Genomic DNA, 16,434 nt, shown 5'->3' with positions numbered 1-16,434 from the left:
GTTAGCGATTAAACGTTAGCCTTTTTCCTGTTTCGTTGGTCGTAAATTTCCCTTTGGTATACGCCAGGTTACCAGAAACGATGGTATGGGTAATCTCGCTTTGAAAGGTTTGGCCTTCAAATGGCGACCAGCCACATTTATAAAAAAGGTTGTTTTTAGTCACGGTAACCAGGTCATTCAGGTTTACTAATACCAAATCTGCCCAGTAGCCCTCCCGGATATAACCACGTTTATCAATGTTGAAACAATCCGCAACGTTATGCGCGGTTTTCTCCACAATCTGCGTTAAGGTTATCTTTTGCTGGTGGTACATTTCCAGTAGCGCTGATAAGGCATGTTGCACTAAAGGACCTCCCGAAGGGGCCTGTGCATAAGGTTGTTGTTTTTCTTCCCAGGTATGTGGCGCATGGTCAGTTGCAATGATATCAATATGTCCGTCGAGTACGCCTTTCAAAATAGCATCCTTATCTGCCGCAGTTTTTACAGCAGGGTTCCATTTAATCAGGTTTCCTTTTTTTGCGTAATCCTGGTCGTCGAACCACAGGTGATGCACACAGGCTTCTGCCGTGATTCTTTTTTCTTTTAGGGGCAGGGTATTGCTGAACAAGCCCACTTCCTTCGCTGTGGATATGTGTAGAATATGTAAACGCGTATTGTGCTTTTTTGCAAGTTCTACCGCCATCGATGACGACAGGTAACAAGCTTCAGCACTACGAATCAGGGGATGCATCTCGATGGTTAAGTTCTCACCGTATTTTTCTTTGTAAACCTTCAGGTTATGCTGTATGGTTGCTTCATCTTCACAGTGTGTAGCAATTAACATAGGTGCTTCTTTGAATATATTTTCCAGTACGGCGGTATTATCAACCAGCATATTGCCTGTAGAAGAACCCATAAACACCTTGATTCCGCATACCGTAGTGGGGTCGGTTTTTAACACCTCTTCGAGGTTGTTATTGGAAGCGCCCATGAAAAAGGAATAATTGGCCAGTGACATTTCTGAGGCGATGGTATACTTATCGGCAAGCAGTTCCTGTGTTAATGTATTGGGAACGGTATTAGGCATTTCCATGAAGGAGGTGATGCCTCCGGCCACAGCAGCCATGCTTTCAGAAAAAATATCAGCTTTATGTGTCAGCCCTGGTTCGCGAAAATGCACCTGGTCGTCAATCATTCCCGGTAAAAGGTATAAACCTTCAGCGTTGATTTCTGTGGCATCAGGGTAGGTGATGCTGCTTGCAATTTTTTCGATTAATCCGTCTTTTATCAATACATCAGCAACAAAGATTTGACCTTCGTTAACTAAGGTAGCCGCTTTTATCAATAGGGTATCCATGCCTCCAAATCTATAAAAATGTAATTAGGCATCCTATAAATAAACGTATATTTGCAAAATGCCCAAAAAATTCGAAGAGTTTAACCTCAACCGACAAATTTTAAATGCCGTGGAGGATGCGGGGTTCACAGTCGCAACACCAATCCAGGAAAAAGCTATAGCACCCGTACTATCCGGACAGGATATTTGTGGTATAGCAGAAACAGGTACCGGCAAAACTGCCGCCTATGTTTTGCCCATGCTTATGCAATTAAAATATGCACAAGGCGACTCTGCCAGGGCTTTAATCCTTGCGCCAACCCGCGAACTTGCCATGCAAATAGCCGAACATGTACAAATGTTCTCTAAATATACCGACCTGCGGTCTGCCGTTATCTATGGTGGCTTAGGTCCGAAAACCCAAATTGCTAAACTAAAAGAAGGTGTAGATTTAATTATCGCCACTCCAGGCAGATTCCTTGATCTTTACCTGGCCGGACACATTAATACGCAATACATTAAGTTTTTAGTACTTGATGAGGCGGATAAAATGATGGACATGGGTTTTATTGGTTCTATTCACCGGATTTTAGAAGTGGTGCCCCGCAGGCGTCAAAACCTATTGTTCTCTGCCACCATGAGTGATCTGGTACAGAAAATAGCTGGCGATTTCCTGAAACACCCTACCATTATAGAAGCTTCTTTACAGGCTACACCTGCAGCTACGGTAACACAATCATTATATGAGGTACCCAACTTCAAAACAAAGATCAACCTGTTGCAAAACCTGTTGAAAAGTGATGAGGAAGTGAAAAGGCTGATTATTTTCTGCAAAACCAAAGTCGTGGCTGATAACATTTTCAGCTTTATTGAACGCAGGTTTGGTGCAGAAGCCGTAAGGGTAATTCATGCCAATAAAGGCCAGAACACGCGGATCAACTCCATCAATAGTTTCAAAGAAGGTAATGTGAGGGTATTGGTAGCTACCGATGTGGCATCACGAGGCATCGATGTTTCTGAAGTGAGTCATGTGATCAATTTTGATGTTCCCATTATCATTGAAGATTACGTACACCGTATCGGTCGTACCGGAAGAGCCTTCAGCTCTGGTATAGCCATTACTTTTTGTACAGAAGCAGAGAAATATTACATCAAGAAGATAGAAAAGTTAATCAGACAAACGATTCCTGTTGTAGCTTTGCCAGCAGATGTTTTTGTGGAAGAAACACCTTATGAGGAACGCCAGCATATTGCAAAGGAAATAGATCTTCAGAAAAGAAAAGACGACCCTACTTTTATGGGCGCTTTCCATGAGAAGAAAAAAGTATTTGCACCGGCACCTAAAAAAACGGATAAAACACCTTGGAAAAAGAAGAAGTTCAAAAAGTAAAAGGGTTTAAATTAAGGCTAACGCCTTTAAACTTGATCACGGCCATCTGTTTGGTAGCCAGTGGATTTTTTGCGCTTGAAGGATTCGGTGGCAGGGTAGACCATAACTTTAATGGTTTGTTTTTTACGCTGTGTATATTGGCCGCCCTGGTATCCTTTGTGTCAGACTTGATTTTTAGGAGAACCATTCCTTTGTTGAAAAACCTTTGGATCGTAGAAACTGCATTTATTGTATTTACAGTGGTCATGATCCTTATTATAAAAACCCTAGTATTTTAAAAGAAAATGAAGAAAGCGGAGATAAAAATCACGGTTGAGCTGGACGATAATAATGTGCCTGAAACGATGGTATGGGAATCTACAGATGCTGAAACTAAAGAACAGGTAGCGGTAAAATCGATGATGTTGGCCTTATGGGATCATAATTACAAAAACTCATTGCGTATTGATCTTTGGACCAAAGATATGCCGGTTGATGAAATGAAAAGGTTCTTTTATGAAACTTTGCAAACCATGGGCGATAGCTTTTTGAAAGCAACGGGCGAAACCCTGATTGTAGAAGATCTTCGTGATTATTGTGCGCATTTCGCCGATAAAATGGGTATTAAACAACAATAATCCATGTTGGTCAATGTAAGAAATCAAGGTATTGCCGGAGCTGCGGTGATGGCGATTGGTGGTCTTTGTCCACTGTTGCGTGTACCGGTAATGGGTAATTGGAACTATTTTGATGTAGACCTAAGGCTGGCGACTGCGTTTTACGTTCTGGTACTTCTAGGGTTTATCGGCGCCTTCCTTCAAAAACCTGCTTTACTGAAGTTTGTAGGCTGGGCTGCACTTTTTTTGGTTGCCCTGAGTCTGGCTGGAATCTATTTTAAAGTACATGATACGTTTAACTTTATCCGTTTCAAAAAATTAATTACCCTGGCTGCAGGCACCGTTAAGTACAAATGGGGTTGGTATGTAATTGTGGTGGGCGCCCTGGTGCTTATTGCTGTACCAAAACCTAAGTTCGTCATCAAACAAGTCTGATCCATGCAGCTGATTACCCAGGTTAAATACCTTATTAAAAAGGAGCTGCTGTTAGAATGGCGTTCAAAATATGCCTTAAATGGGGTGCTGCTCTATGTGGTGTCTACTATTTTTGTCTGTTTTCTATCCCTAGTGAGTGTAAAGCCCATTACCTGGAATGCTTTATTCTGGATCATCATGTTGTTTGCTTCCATCAATGCAGTGTCGAAAAGCTTTTTACAGGAAAGTAAAGGCCGGCAACTTTATATCTATACCATTGCCAGTCCGCTTGCCCTCATCATTTCAAAAACCATTTATAATGTGTTGTTGATGATGTTGCTAACGGTTATTGCTTTGGGTTTTTACATGATGGTGTTTGGTTATGTTCCTGACGACCTTGGTTTATATATTGTAGCAACATTGTTGGGCAGCTTAAGCTTTTCAACCATATTCACCATGGTATCAGCCATTTCTTCTAAAGCAGGAAATGGTGGTATGCTGATGGCCATTTTAAGCTTTCCGGTGATTATTCCGGTGCTGATTATCTTGATAAAATTAACAAAGAATGCCATTGACGGATTAGACCGCAGTGTAAGTTTAGACGAGATCGGCTTATTGCTGGTGATCAATGTGCTGGTCATGGCGGTTTCCTTGTTGTTATTCCCGTATTTATGGCGGGATTAGTAAATATGTTTACCTTTGAAACATTAAAATTCTATATAAATGTATAAGTCCTGGTGGAAGATTTTAGGTGCAGTTTTGGTCATTTATTCAACAATATTTGGCTTTTTAGCAAATGTACCCATGTTGCCTATTTTGTATGAGAGTATTAGAAATCTGTATTTCCATGTACCCATGTGGTTTAGCATGATTGTGCTATTCGGGGTATCTGTATTTCACAGCATTAAATACCTGAGTTCAGGAAATGGAGAAAACGACCTGAAAGCTGTGGAAAGTGTAAACACGGGGATTATATTTGGCATACTGGGTATTGTTACCGGCGCTATCTGGGCCAAATTTACCTGGGGACAAGCCTGGAGCTTTGATGTGAAGCAAAACTTTGCCGCCATCGCTTTGCTTTTGTATTTTGCTTACCTGGTCTTGCGAAATGCTATTGACGAAGAGCAAAAAAGAGCGAAGATCTCTGCCATCTATAACATTTTTGCCTTTCCAATGATGGTGGTCTTGTTATTTGTATTACCCAGACTATCTGATTCCTTACACCCTGGAAACGGTGGTAACCCTGGTTTCAATTCTTACGATCTTGATCAACGGATGCGTGTTATTTTTTATCCGGCTTGCATTGGCTGGATTCTGGTTGGCTATTGGATCTATACCCTTCTTTACCGTACGCGTGTGTTGGAAGAGAAAAATAATAATAAGTAGTAAAGCACAAAATTAACCTGAACATGTAAGTGTACAGGTTTTATAAAGATTTATATCAAATGAAAACAATGACGACAACGGTAATCCTGTTAATGGTTACCTTGCAATTATTTGCGCAAAATGGAGTTTCTACAGTTACAGAAAGCTTTTATTCCTCTGGAAAAATATACGTTGTGGTGGCCTGTGTAATGGTAATCTTACTCGGTCTGCTGTTGTTTCTCTTTACGGTTGACCGGAGATTAAAAAAATTAGAAAAAAAATCTACTGTTAAAAACTAATTTAAAACACGGTTATACCGTGTTTTTCTGGTTAATTTAGATTGGTGTTTCGCATACACTAAGGCATTCCATAGTTGTAATAATCGTTTTTTTTAATGCAATTTTGCAGCATAAAAAAACGAATTAACTTAATTCATAAAAAACTGATAATGTTGAATACCGCAATCGAGACTAATTTTTTTACAGATGTTTGTAAAAATTTTGACAGTGCCGCGCAATTTACCTCTCATCCTGAAGGGTTACTTACTCAAATTAAAGCTTGTAATAGTGTGTACCGTTTTCAATTCCCTATCCGCAGAGGAAATGGATTTGAAGTGATTCATGCCTGGCGAGTAGAACATTCTCACCACATGAGCCCAACTAAAGGGGGTATCCGCTATAGTGAGATGGTTAATGAAGATGAAGTAATGGCTTTAGCCGCTTTGATGACTTACAAATGTGCCATTGTAAATGTTCCATTTGGAGGTGCCAAGGGAGGTATTCAGATTAATCCGAAAAATTATACTACCGGAGAATTAGAAACCATTACCCGTCGTTACACTACTGAATTAATTAAAAAGAACTTTATTGGTCCTGGTATTGACGTTCCTGCCCCTGATTATGGGTCTGGTGAACGTGAAATGAGCTGGATTGCCGATACCTATATGACCATGAATCCAGGACAATTGGATGCTTTGGGTTGTGTAACCGGAAAACCGATTGCTTTACACGGTATTCGCGGTCGTAAAGAAGCTACCGGTCGTGGGGTGGCTTATGCGGTTAGAGAATGTGTAAACGTAGCTGAAGACATGGCTAAATTGGGCTTAACTGCTGGTTTAGGCGATAAAAAGGTAATTGTACAGGGTTTAGGTAACGTAGGTTACCATTCAGCTAAATTCTTAACAGAATTTGGTGCAACCATCGTTGGCCTTTGTGAATTTGAAGGTGCCATTTACAATGCAGATGGATTAAACATCGATGAAGTATTTACACACCGTAAACTAACCGGATCCATTCTAGGTTTCCCAGGTGCCATTGAGTTTAGAAACTCCATGGAAGGTTTAGAGCAACCATGTGATATTTTGGTGCCTGCTGCTTTAGAAAACCAAATTACTGAAGACAACATCAGAAACATTCAGGCTAAAATTATTGCTGAAGGTGCTAACGGACCAACAACACCAGAAGCTGAAGAAATCTTCACGCAAATGGGCGGTATGATTATTCCTGATATGTACTGTAATGCTGGTGGGGTAACCGTTTCTTACTTTGAGTGGTTAAAAAACCTTTCTCATGTGGCTTTTGGCCGTATGGAAAACCGTTATGCAGAGAATTCTAATGCGAACCTGATCAATACCCTGGAATCCTTAACCGGTAAAAGCATTCCTGCAGAACACCGCTCGATGTTGGTGAAAGGTGCTTCAGAGTTGGAATTGGTAAATTCAGGATTAGAAGATACCATGATCCATTCTTACCATGAGATTAGAGAAGTGTTAATGACTAAACCAGCTACGCAGACGTTAAGAACTGCTGCTTTTGTTGGTTCGATCGATAAAATTGCCGTTTCTTACATGAACCTTGGTATCTGGCCATAGGCTAACTCCATTTTTATACAAACCGCAGTCAAAAGCTGCGGTTTTTTTTATGCATCTCTTTTGCTAGCATCTCTATTTGTCAGAGAACTATCAATAAATTGTCAACATCTGTATTAACATTCTCCGAAAAGTGATTAGGCAGGTATATTTTTTATCTTTGTTGTCATTCTTCTAATAGGTAAACAATGAGAAAAAGTGCAATTATAGGATTAATTACCATCGCCATTAGTGTTGGTGTTCTGTTTAGTCTTAACGCTGATACCAGTAGTTATTCATCGTTTAAAGAGGCAGCCAAAGAGTCCCGTGAGTTTCACGTGATGGGATATTGGGAAAAAGAAAAAGGCATGTATTACGATGCCCAGAAAGACGCCAACCATTTCGCTTTCCACATGAGAGACGACAAAGGTGATGTAAACAAAGTGGTTTACATAGGTGCTAAACCACAGGATTTCGAAAGATCAGAAAAGCTGGTCCTTATTGGCGAAATGAAAAATGACACTTTTTACGCTACTAAAATACTCATGAAGTGCCCTTCAAAATATAACGACAACCTGGTTGAAGTAAACCAGGATGGTACCGTTGACGAACAAGAAGGACAGGCTAAACAATACAACTAACTTATTTAATGGATATACAATTTGTTGGAGAGAACCTCCTCCCCGGTAAGATCGGACAGTTTTTTATTGTCCTAGCCTTTGCGGCCTCTCTGCTATCTACCATCTCTTATTTTTTTGCAGCAGGTAAAGAACCTGAAGAAGAAAAGTCCTGGCAACGAATTGGCCGGATCTCCTTTTTTATCAATCTCGTAAGTATTTTAGGTATTGGTATTGCCTTATTCTACTTGATATTAGGTCACTATAACGAATATTCTTACGTATATTTTCACTCTTCCAAAGCCTTACCGGTTTATTATATCGTGTCGGCATTCTGGGAAGGACAGGAAGGTAGTTTCTGGTTATGGGCATTCTGGCAATCTTTACTTGGCGGACTGTTGATCTGGAAAGCTAAAGCCTGGGAAAGTGGTGTAATGACCGTAGTTGCTTTTTCACAGGTGTTTTTAACCTCTATGTTATTAGGCGTAGAGCTTTTCGGTGCACGTATAGGAAGTTCTCCATTCATCTTGTTAAGAGATGCCGTAGACCTTACAGCGATGGCGCCTGCAGTATTTGCTGATCCGGAAAACTTTAAAAACTACCTGAAATTTATTACAGACGGACGTGGATTAAATCCATTGCTTCAGAATTACTGGATGGTTATTCACCCGCCAACCTTATTCCTGGGTTTCGCCAGTATGGTGGTGCCTTTCGCCTATGCTGTAACGGGTTTATGGCTTAAAAAATATAAAGAATGGGTAAAACCGTCAATGCCATGGGCATTGTTCGCGGTGATGATCCTTGGTGCCGGTATTATTATGGGTTCCTTCTGGGCCTATGAAGCCTTAAACTTTGGTGGTTTCTGGGCATGGGATCCGGTTGAAAATGCTTCGATCATTCCTTGGTTAATGTTAATCGGTGGTATTCACGTCATGATTGCCTTTAAAAATACTGGTCATGCTTTCTTTACCGCCTTTGTGTTGGTGGTATTAAGTTTTGTATTGGTATTATATGCATCCTTCTTAACCAGAAGTGGTATTCTTGGAGAAACTTCAGTTCACTCCTTTACCGACCTGGGGATGTTTGGCCACCTGATACTCTATAATGTTGTATTCCTGGCTATTCCAACCGTGTTATTAATAGCAAGGTGGAAAGAATTGCCAATTACCACTAAAGATGAAGAAACTTACTCCAGAGAATTCTGGATGTTTATCGGTGCCCTTGTGGTTACGGTAGCCTGTATCCAGGTTATTTTCTCTACTTCGGTTCCTGTATTCAACGCGGCTTTCGGAACGAACTTCGCACCACCAATTGATGCCATTAAATACTATAACCAATGGCAGGCTCCTTTTGCCATTTTGGTGACCATGATTTCCGGCTTTTCGCAATTCCTGAAATACAAAAGAACTGATCCCCGTAAATTTTACAGCAGCCTGGTGGCATCCATTGTGATCTCACTGGTGGTAACAGCTTTATTCGTATGGGTAACAGATGTTTATACTAACCTGATGTACATCCTGCTATCCTTCAGTTGTATTTTCGCGGTGTTAGCCAATGCCCGTGTGGTAACACAAGGTTTAGGTGGTCGCAGTAAACTGGTAGGTGCTGCAGTAGCGCACATTGGCTTTGCCATGTTGTTATTAGGTGCCCTTGTTGCCGCTGCAACCAGCAATCCTGTATCTATTAATGAGAGTAACTTTATTCCGGTAAAGGACTTCGAAAAAGTAGAAAAACCAGGCCAGAACATGGTGTTATACCGCAATGAGCCAAAAGCCATGGGTCGTTATACAGTTACATATGTAAGTGATACCACCATTGCACCAAATACTTTTTACAAGCTTAATTTTAAAGTAATTGATCCGAAGACTGGAAAGGTAAAAGAAGATTTCGATTTAAATCCACACGTTCAGGTGAACGAGGATATGGGGCTAATTGCTTCTCCAGATACGAAACATTACTTTACCAGAGATATTTATACCCACATTACCAGTGCGCCTGATAAAGCCGAAGTACATGGCGATCATGAAGGACATTCAGAAGAAGAAAATTACAAAGCACCAAGAATCCTGAACGTTAGTGTTGGCGATACCATTCACACGGCCAGCGGAATCATTACGGTGAAAGGGCTTAATTCTAAACCGGTAGTGAAAGACTTGAAGCTTGATCCTAAAGATATTGCTGTAGGTATGCCATTAGAAGTTGATTTAAATGGTAAAATCTACAAAGCTGAACCTTTATTCCTGGTTAAAGGAAACAATACGTTCGACTTTGCCAGAAATATTGATGATTTAAGTTTGCGTTTAAGATTTACCAAGATCTTTCCTGAGCAAAATAAAATGGAGCTGCAAGTTTACGAAAAGCCACAGCAAGCTAAAGAGTGGGTGGTATTCAAATCGATTGAATTCCCTTACATTAACTTATACTGGTTAGGTACCATCGTTATGGTCATTGGTTTCTGTATCTCTATTGTAAGAAGAAAGAAAGAGCTGAACCCACGTAAGTAATACCAGCCATTTTCGGTTAGGCTAATGATTAAAATATGAAAGTAGTTTGTCTCGGTTCTGGAAATGTAGCAACACACCTGGCTAGCGCTTTTAAAGCCAGTGGGGCAGACCTCATACAAGTTTATAGTAAAACACTGGCCAATGCACACGCATTGGCCAGTGTTTTAAATAGCCAGGCTATTGATAACCTGCAGTTGCTTAACCGCGAAGCGGATCTTTACCTCATTAGCGTAAGTGATGATGCCATTGCCGGACTTGTGGGGCAGTTAAATTGGTTGAAAGGACTGGTGGTACATACCTCCGGCGCAACGTCTCTGTCGGTATTTGAAGATCAGGGCATCAGCCATTACGGTGTGCTGTATCCGCTGCAAACCTTTTCTAAAAGTAGGCCGGTTGATTTCCAAACCATTCCATTGTGCCTGGAAGCGGGTACAAGCGAAGACCTTCAAACGTTACATCTTGCGGCAGCTACACTAAGTACCTTGGTGTACAACGTGAGCAGTGCCGACCGGAAGTTATTGCACCTGGCCGCAGTATTTGCCTGTAATTTTAGCAACCACCTGTACCACCTGAGCGCAGACCTGTTGGCACGTAACCACCTCAGCTTCGATTTGCTAAAACCTTTAATTCTGGAAACTGCTGCAAAGGTGCAAAGTGCAAAACCTTATGATGTGCAGACGGGGCCGGCCATAAGAGGCGATGAGGCGACCATGAACAGACACCTGGAGTTACTACAAGAAGAACCTGTACTGACAGATATTTACAAAACATTAAGCAAAAGCATTAAAAAAACATATCTATAACACAATTGCCGTTTTTGGTGCTTATTTTTGACAACAAATTATGAGTATTTATAAATTAAGAATAAACTTCGAAGAAAAAGGTAAAGAACCCGTAGAACTTCCAATCGCTGGCGGGGAATCTGTACTTGACGCTTGCCTTGACCATGGCATCGAACTGCAGCACAACTGCGGTGGTGTTTGCGGTTGCAGTACCTGTCATGTCTATGTGACTAAAGGTATGGACAACATCCAGGAGATTTCAGACAAAGAAGAGGATTTTATTGACCGTGCTGTCCGTCCGAGAATTTCTTCTCGTTTAGGATGTCAGTGTGTGATCATTGACGGTGATATTGAAGTTACCATCCCAGATCAATTAGAATTTTTAGGCCACTAATTAAGAATAAAAAAAATATGCAAGACAAATTTGCACTGCCAATTTATTGGAATGACCATGAGGATATCGCTCAGGAACTTTATGAAAAGTTTGGTGATGATTTTAATGAGGCTAAGATTTACCGGATCCGATTTACAGAATTATTAGAATGGGTATTAGAATTACCTAATTTCAAAGGTACCCGCGAAGAAAGTAGCGAAGGTCACCTGGAGCAAATCCAGTCTGCCTGGGTTTACGAATGGCGCGATAACCAGGATTAATCGCCATGTTCCTGCAAAAACTCAAAGCAATCACCACCTTCATTTTTGATGTTGATGGTGTTTTAACAAACGGTGATATTCTCGCGTCTGAAAGCGGTGAGTTTTTGCGTTCCTTTAATATTAAAGATGGCTACGCCCTGCAGCTTGCTGTAAAAAAGGGCTACTGGGTATGTATCATTTCCGGCGGTAGCGGCGAAGGCATGCGCCGTCGGTTTGCAGGTTTAGGCATAGAAAATGCTTACCTGGGCGTGTCCGATAAAGTAAAAGTCTTTGAAGAATACCTCCTGGCCAACAGTATTAACCGCGCCGAGGTATTGTACATGGGCGATGATATTCCCGATTATAAAGTGATGCAATTGGTAGGCTTACCTACTTGCCCGGCAGATGCCGTGGAGGAGATAAAAGCCATTTCCACCTATATATCACCGCTTCCCGGCGGTAAATGCGCTGCGCGCGATGTGATAGAAAAGGTGCTTAAAATTCAAGGCCGCTGGTTCGACGAGAACCCTGATGCCAGCGACGCCGCAAAGTAGAATTTTGCCATGTAACACCGACGTTACAAAAAAGTCTTAAACCTTTGCTTCTGCTGCCCCTCTAATCCATAACAACACACATAGAACATACCATATGAAAAAGTTGATGATGGTTTGCGGATTAGCACTTGGTGTATTTACCATGGCAAACGCACAGACAGACAAACGTAAAATGATAGCTCCGGAAGATCGGGCGAAAAAACAAACAGAGAAGTTAGCGGAAAACCTGAAACTTTCTGAAGCTCAACAAGCGAAAGTGTTAAACATCTATACCGAGCAGGCTAAAGAACAGGAAAAGGAAAGAATCGCTGCTAAGAAAGCCCATCAGGAGGCGCGTGAAAAACGTGTAGCCCAAATGGCGAAAAATGAGAAAAACCTGCAGTCAGTATTCACAGCTGATCAGCAAAAAGCATATCATACCATGAAAGCAGAACGTAAGGCTAAAATGGAAAAAAGACGTGCAGCGCACAAAGGTAAAGGTCACAACGGTCCACGCGATGGACAACGTGAAATGAAGAAAATGTAATTGTTAATTTTTGTTTTTTTTTAGGTAATAGGAGCGGCTTAACGGCCGCTTTTATTTATTTTAGCCCAAAATATAATTTATGTATACACAAAGCTTACCCATCATTCTCGCATCTAAATCTCCACGCCGCCAGGAACTATTAGCCTTAATGGATCTGGATTTCAAAGTGGTATTAAAAGAGGTAGATGAAAGTTATCCTGAAGGCCTAAGCCCAGCCGAAATAGCAGTATACATTGCGGAGAAAAAAGCAAATGCTTTTATCGATGAACGCGAAAATAGCATTGTAATTACTGCCGACACCATTGTAGCTTACGAGAATGAAATTCTGGGTAAACCGGAAAATGCCGAACATGCTTTAGAAATGCTGACTAAACTATCCGGCAGTCGCCATGAAGTGTATACTGGTGTTTCCTTGCTATATGCAGAACAGGTATTGTCTTTTTATGACATCACAGAGGTGTATTTCAAAACATTGACCCAGGAACAAATCAAATATTACATCGAAAATTATAATCCCTACGATAAAGCCGGCGCCTATGGCGTACAAGACTGGATCGGTATGGTTGCTGTTGAGCGGATTGAAGGTTCTTACACCAATGTGATGGGCTTGCCGACAGAGAAACTGTACTCCGCCTTATCAGCCATTTAATTGCTGGTGCTCTTGCAATAAGGTGTGTAAGACACCCATTTTAAGGTCATAAGTTGATAAACGGAGTTCAGGAATAGCGAATGTCTTTAACACATAGTCCGTTAATAGCGCCGCAATCACAATCATATCCACCCTTAGGGGAATCAGGTCTTCCATTTGTGCCCTTTGTGCATGGGTGGATGCTATCAGCTGTGCAGAAAGCTGTTGATAACCTGGTAAAGATAGGGGAGCCCAGGCCAGGGATTTCAGGTCAACTCCCTTTTGCAACAGTAAAGCGAAAGTCTCAAAGGCACCCGCCGAACCTACCAATACTTTGGGTTGGTGTAACTGGCATGCTTCTTTTAATTCCTTTATTTGTTGGTCTACATGCTGTATAATCGCTGATTGATTGGCCTCACTAATAGGGTCCGACTTAAAATACGCCTGTAATAAACGCGCCGCTCCAAGATCATAGCTTTTTTTCCATAACAGCTGCTTGGTATCACATAGAATAAACTCTGTGCTGCCTCCACCAATGTCCATGATCAATGTGGTGTCAGTAATCACACCGGTAGCTTGCACACCTTTAAATATATAGTTTGCTTCTATATCGCCGCTAATCACTTCAATGTCTATTCCTGTACGTTCTTTAACGGCCTGCACAAAGGCTGGTCCGTTGCTGGCATTGCGCACCGCTGAAGTAGCGGTAGCTTTAACTACCTGCACCTGCTGTTCTTTTAAGGTTTCACTAAACTGTGTTAAAGCCTGAAGCCCTCTTTCGAAGGCTTCAGGAATAATGATATTGTCGTTCAACCGGCCTTCGCCAAGTTTAACAGGTATATTGGTTTTATAGGTGATGTCGACTTCTCCATGAGATAAATCTGCAATAATTAAGTGGAACGTATTGGTTCCCATGTCGATTACACCTGCTTTCATCGTTTTTAGTTTTTATAAGTGAACCATTTCAACATCTCTCTGAAATTGGTTTTCTTGCCGTACATTAAAATACCTACACGGTAAATGCGTGACGCCACCCAAACCGTGCCAATAAAACCTATGATCAGCATGGCCATCGATAAAGCCAGCTGCCAATCTGGAACGCCATATGGTAAACGCACCATCATCGCAATAGGAGAGGTAAAGGGGATCATCGAAAGCCAGAAAGCCATGGTTCCATAAGGATCATTGGTCACCACACTTAAAGACAACACATAGCCTAACAGCAGTGGCATCATTACCGGAAACATAAACTGCTGGGTTTCCGTTTCGCTGTCTACCGCCGACCCAATGGCTGCATACAAAGCGCTGTAGAACAGGTATCCACCCAGGAAGAAAAAGATAAACACGGTTACAATTTTGGCTACATTAAGGTTAGCCACACTCTTTTGGATGTTCGCAAAAGTGTCGTCGCCTGCTGCTTCCATTTGTTGCGTATTGGCCATTCCACCAGGGGTGGTGCTGGAAGCTGCGGTTGCTTCTTTCAAGGTATCTTTGTCTACAAATACCTTCATCACCAGGGTAGAAATGCTGGCGGTTAACACAATCCACAGCAAAAACTGCGTTAGGCCCACCAGGGCGATACCAATGATTTTACCCATCATCAGCTGGAAAGGTTTCACCGATGAGATCATCACTTCCACAATCCTGCTTGTTTTTTCTTCAATTACCCCACGCATCACCTGGATACCATAAAGCATGATGAACATAAACATCAATATACCGGCTACATAGGCAATAACGGTGCTTGCACCTGCACTGGAATCTTCCTCCAGACCCAGTTCATTAATCTTCTTCGTATCAATGTCAACAGCCGTTTTTAACTTATCCAGATCCTGCTGCGAAATGCCTGACGATTTTAGTTTCTGGTTACTGATCAGGTCTTCAATGTCATTAGCAATATTGCTTGATAAGGTAAGTCCTGCTTGTTTGCTACCCAATACTTGTATACCCTGTGGCTGGTTAAGCTCAAAAGAGGGGATATACAATAGGTAATCGTAGCCAGACTTGTCTAACTCGCCCTTCATATCTTTCAGGGGCTTGTTCACATAGGTGTACGTGCGGTTCTTGTTGTTGGCCAACTGTTCGGTAAGGTTAGCATTTTCGCTGACTACCGCTATTTTATTGTGTGTGCCGCTTACGCCTTTATAGGAGAAGTAGAACATCATGCCATAAAAAATGGCAACAATTAATGGGGTAAGCAAAGTCATCACTATGAACGACTTCTTTTTAACGCGCGACAGGTATTCTCTTTGTATAATGAGTAGTACTTTATTCATGGCTTAGTTTTTTTGTTTAACCTTTTCTATAAAAATGTCGTTCATGGTCGGAATGACCTCTTCCAGTCTGCTTACCGAAACGTAAGGCAAAATTGCACTTAACAGCTGGTTGGCACTTTGATCAGGCTGTAACTGCACTTTAATCCTTGAATTTCCTTTATAAATATCGGTTTCCAGTACTTCAAAAGCCGGTGCTACCTGTTTTAGGTCGTGTACGCCGTGGTATTCTACCCAAAAGGTATTGTTACGGTATTGTTCTTTAATGTCGTCTACAGCGCCATCCAGGATCTTTTTAGAACGGTTAATCAAAGCGATGTTGTCGCACAGCTCCTCTACAGATTCCATATGGTGCGTAGAGAAGATAAAAGTGGCGCCTTTTTTATTCAATTCCAGAATTTCGTCTTTGATAATTGCTGCATTCACCGGGTCGAAGCCAGAAAAAGGCTCATCTAAAATAATCAGTTCTGGTTCGTGTAATACAGTCGCTACAAACTGTACCTTCTGCTGCATCCCTTTACTTAGGTCTTCCACTTTTTTGTTCCACCAGCTTCCCATCTCCAGCTTCTCAAACCAATGTTTGATACGTTTGGTGGCTTCCTGCGTACTCAAGCCTTTCAATTTAGCCAGGTATAATACCTGTTCGCCAATTTCCATTTTCTTGTAAAGACCTCTTTCTTCGGGCAGGTAACCAATCTGGGCAATATGATCGGAGTTTAAACGCTTGCCATTAAAAAGCACTTCGCCCTGGTCGGGAGCGGTAATTTGGGTAATGATTCTGATCAGTGAGGTTTTACCGGCCCCATTTGGCCCCAGCAAACCAAAGATCTTTCCTTTTTCAATCGTCAGGCTCACATCATCCAATGCGCGGTGCGAAGCATACTGTTTTACAATATTGTTTACTTGAAGCATCTTTATTAATTAGGTTAGAATAAGTAAGTTTTTTTTTCCGTTAAACGGTAAGGTTAACCATTAGTAACCAAAACTGGTA

General features: G+C 41.5%; 20 protein-coding genes. 16 read left to right on the top strand and 4 right to left on the bottom strand.

The genetic code is table 11. The features are described from left to right. Position 1: 1 nt before the first annotated feature. Positions 2–1,336: a dihydroorotase gene (locus tag IWX76_RS14440; protein WP_196860709.1), complete on the bottom strand. Its 1,335-nt coding sequence runs from the start codon at positions 1,334–1,336 to the stop codon at positions 2–4. A gap of 58 nt (positions 1,337–1,394) precedes the next feature. Between IWX76_RS14440 and IWX76_RS14435 the strand changes: the two genes are divergently transcribed. From IWX76_RS14435 to IWX76_RS14360, 16 genes are all read left to right on the top strand, one after another. Beyond that, positions 1,395–2,705 (top strand): DEAD/DEAH box helicase, encoded by a 1,311-nt coding sequence (locus IWX76_RS14435; RefSeq protein WP_196860708.1) that lies wholly within the window; start codon positions 1,395–1,397, stop codon positions 2,703–2,705. Continuing rightward, a complete protein-coding gene (locus IWX76_RS14430) occupies positions 2,678–2,983 on the top strand; it encodes a hypothetical protein (protein WP_196860707.1) in 306 nt (101 codons plus the stop codon). The genes IWX76_RS14435 and IWX76_RS14430 overlap by 28 nt, the downstream gene beginning before the upstream one ends. A gap of 6 nt (positions 2,984–2,989) precedes the next feature. After that, on the top strand, positions 2,990–3,322 hold the full coding sequence (gene gldC / locus IWX76_RS14425; protein WP_196860706.1) for a gliding motility protein GldC: 333 nt from the start codon (positions 2,990–2,992) through the stop codon (positions 3,320–3,322). A gap of 3 nt (positions 3,323–3,325) precedes the next feature. Then, the gene (locus IWX76_RS14420) at positions 3,326–3,736 is read left to right on the top strand and encodes a hypothetical protein (protein ID WP_196860705.1); all 411 of its coding nucleotides are present in this window, start codon (positions 3,326–3,328) and stop codon (positions 3,734–3,736) included. 3 nt (positions 3,737–3,739) lie between these two features. Further along, positions 3,740–4,399, top strand: a complete 660-nt coding sequence (locus IWX76_RS14415) for a heme exporter protein CcmB (protein ID WP_196860704.1) — start codon at positions 3,740–3,742, stop codon at positions 4,397–4,399. Between the two features lie 39 nt (positions 4,400–4,438). Then, entirely contained in the window at positions 4,439–5,101 is a 663-nt protein-coding gene (ccsA, locus tag IWX76_RS14410) for a cytochrome c biogenesis protein CcsA (protein ID WP_196860703.1), read from the top strand. A gap of 68 nt (positions 5,102–5,169) precedes the next feature. Further along, positions 5,170–5,379, top strand: a complete 210-nt coding sequence (locus tag IWX76_RS14405; protein ID WP_334641979.1) for a CcmD family protein — start codon at positions 5,170–5,172, stop codon at positions 5,377–5,379. Between the two features lie 149 nt (positions 5,380–5,528). Continuing rightward, on the top strand, positions 5,529–6,950 hold the full coding sequence (locus tag IWX76_RS14400) for a Glu/Leu/Phe/Val family dehydrogenase (protein ID WP_196860701.1): 1,422 nt from the start codon (positions 5,529–5,531) through the stop codon (positions 6,948–6,950). A gap of 185 nt (positions 6,951–7,135) precedes the next feature. Then, a complete protein-coding gene (locus IWX76_RS14395) occupies positions 7,136–7,567 on the top strand; it encodes a cytochrome c maturation protein CcmE domain-containing protein (protein ID WP_196860700.1) in 432 nt (143 codons plus the stop codon). 8 nt (positions 7,568–7,575) lie between these two features. Further along, complete coding sequence (gene ccsA / locus IWX76_RS14390; RefSeq protein WP_196860699.1) at positions 7,576–10,047, top strand: cytochrome c biogenesis protein CcsA; 2,472 nt, start codon at positions 7,576–7,578, stop codon at positions 10,045–10,047. A 35-nt stretch (positions 10,048–10,082) separates the two neighbouring features. Continuing rightward, on the top strand, positions 10,083–10,850 hold the full coding sequence (locus tag IWX76_RS14385) for a Rossmann-like and DUF2520 domain-containing protein (protein WP_196860698.1): 768 nt from the start codon (positions 10,083–10,085) through the stop codon (positions 10,848–10,850). Positions 10,851–10,890: 40 nt separating this feature from the next. Further along, positions 10,891–11,223, top strand: coding sequence for a 2Fe-2S iron-sulfur cluster-binding protein (locus tag IWX76_RS14380; protein ID WP_196860697.1), 333 nt, complete (start codon positions 10,891–10,893; stop codon positions 11,221–11,223). 17 nt (positions 11,224–11,240) lie between these two features. After that, on the top strand, positions 11,241–11,483 hold the full coding sequence (iscX, locus tag IWX76_RS14375; RefSeq protein ID WP_196860696.1) for a Fe-S cluster assembly protein IscX: 243 nt from the start codon (positions 11,241–11,243) through the stop codon (positions 11,481–11,483). Between the two features lie 5 nt (positions 11,484–11,488). Continuing rightward, positions 11,489–12,016, top strand: coding sequence for a KdsC family phosphatase (locus IWX76_RS14370; RefSeq protein ID WP_196860695.1), 528 nt, complete (start codon positions 11,489–11,491; stop codon positions 12,014–12,016). Positions 12,017–12,110: 94 nt separating this feature from the next. Then, positions 12,111–12,542 carry a hypothetical protein gene (locus IWX76_RS14365; protein ID WP_196860694.1) on the top strand — a complete coding sequence of 144 codons (432 nt, stop codon included), beginning with the start codon at positions 12,111–12,113 and terminating at the stop codon, positions 12,540–12,542. Between the two features lie 79 nt (positions 12,543–12,621). After that, the gene (locus IWX76_RS14360; protein WP_196860693.1) at positions 12,622–13,191 is read left to right on the top strand and encodes a Maf family protein; all 570 of its coding nucleotides are present in this window, start codon (positions 12,622–12,624) and stop codon (positions 13,189–13,191) included. On the opposite strand, the gene IWX76_RS14355 is transcribed toward IWX76_RS14360, so the two are convergent. Genes IWX76_RS14355 through IWX76_RS14345 form a run of 3 tightly spaced genes read right to left on the bottom strand, consistent with a single transcriptional unit; the run spans position 13,180 to position 16,355 of the window. Continuing rightward, entirely contained in the window at positions 13,180–14,106 is a 927-nt protein-coding gene (locus IWX76_RS14355) for a Ppx/GppA phosphatase family protein (RefSeq protein WP_196860692.1), read from the bottom strand. The genes IWX76_RS14360 and IWX76_RS14355 overlap by 12 nt on opposite strands. A 5-nt stretch (positions 14,107–14,111) precedes the next feature. After that, positions 14,112–15,446 carry an ABC transporter permease gene (locus IWX76_RS14350; protein WP_196860691.1) on the bottom strand — a complete coding sequence of 445 codons (1,335 nt, stop codon included), beginning with the start codon at positions 15,444–15,446 and terminating at the stop codon, positions 14,112–14,114. Between the two features lie 3 nt (positions 15,447–15,449). Next, on the bottom strand, positions 15,450–16,355 hold the full coding sequence (locus IWX76_RS14345; RefSeq protein ID WP_196860689.1) for an ABC transporter ATP-binding protein: 906 nt from the start codon (positions 16,353–16,355) through the stop codon (positions 15,450–15,452). Positions 16,356–16,434: the final 79 nt, after the last annotated feature.

The organism is Pedobacter sp. CAN_A7 (genome assembly GCF_015752175.1).
Taxonomy (GTDB): domain Bacteria; phylum Bacteroidota; class Bacteroidia; order Sphingobacteriales; family Sphingobacteriaceae; genus Pedobacter.
The sequence above is the reverse complement of the archived record's forward strand: the minus strand, read 5'-3'. Positions and strand labels throughout refer to the sequence as shown.